The organism is Psychrobacter sp. 1U2, from assembly GCF_051847575.1.
In genome coordinates this window covers 1-1,133 of sequence record NZ_JBPYDC010000391.1, presented here as the reverse complement: position 1 = coordinate 1,133, position 1,133 = coordinate 1, and the positions used below count along the sequence as shown (strand labels likewise).

Below are 1,133 nucleotides of genomic sequence, written 5' to 3'. Positions count from 1 at the left end.
CATGTTTAATAACTATTGAGTATTTTTTTATTTATGATAAACAATGCCCCCATCCGGCTTGCGCATACGTTCACCAGATTTCAGTTATCTGCTCGAAAGCGTGCGCGCCAGTTTGTGCGGGTATTTGTTTCAATAGCTAAATTACGGCGAAGTGATATAAAAAGAGATGGGTCACAAAGATATTGGTCGAACAAACTTGAAAATAATGTCCCTAATAAAAATCATTATCTAACCTTGAATATTGTAGGTCTAATCCTACTACAAGGCATATTTTTACTACCAGCACAGGCAGCAAATGCTATTCAATCTAATCAAAGGGTACTAATGATTGAGATGACACCAGCGCTGTGTAATTTGCAACCTTCACGCGCACGCATGCGTCAATGTTTAGAAGGTTATTCCTTGACGGTATCTGGGCTGGATATGGGATATGGAGAGCGCTGTGGTCGCGGTAGTGATCCACGTTTAACGCCGTTGCAGCTAAAAGTTGTTAATCGTATTATGCCTGATACGACCGTACGTAGCCAAGCATGGCAGCATCATGGTGCTTGTAGTCCGCTGAGCGCCAGCAGCTATTTTCGCCAAATTACCAACTATGCCGGCGTTTTAAAACTACCTAGCGAATTGAATACAGGTAATAGTTATACGGTTTCAAAGTCTCGTTTTATTAGTCAAATGACTCGCCTCAATAGTGGAATGTCTTCTGCTAGTGTTGATTTGATCTGTCAAGCTGGTAATCGTCGTCAGTCTGTACTGACTGACATACATGTTTGCTACGACGGTGGCCAGTTTGGTAAATGCAACGAAGTAATAAATAGTTGCGGCAGTAACTTTATTATTTCGGGTGGTAAGTAGCCATAACTATTGATGAGACAAATCAATTAAAGCAGTTCTCTTACTGTACAGCCCTTTCTTATGTGCATGATGGTTTTTGCTGACAAACTTTTGTACGTATAAAATGTAACAATATAGACATCAGTAAGCACATCGTTGTCCCTAGACGGTTTACTAAATGAAGTGCTACACTAGCTTTCGGTTTGTGACCGCTACCATTGAGCAAGTCTATATCTCATTGCGCAAGTCCATATCTATTATGCTTGTCTGTATAATGATGACGACATTATCTAATAATT

Annotated in this window: 1 protein-coding gene; it reads left to right on the top strand. The window is 40.2% G+C overall.

From position 1 onward, the window contains the following. The first annotated feature begins 324 nt into the window (after positions 1 to 324). Positions 325 to 855, top strand: coding sequence for a T2 family ribonuclease (locus tag ACS8FD_RS16065; protein WP_439276584.1), 531 nt, complete (start codon positions 325 to 327; stop codon positions 853 to 855). The last annotated feature ends 278 nt before the right edge of the window (positions 856 to 1,133 follow it).

Coding starts and splice junctions, on each gene's coding strand:
- ACS8FD_RS16065 (WP_439276584.1), top strand. CDS start 325: ATGATTGAGATGACACCAGCGCTGTGTAATTTGCAACCTTCACGCGCA.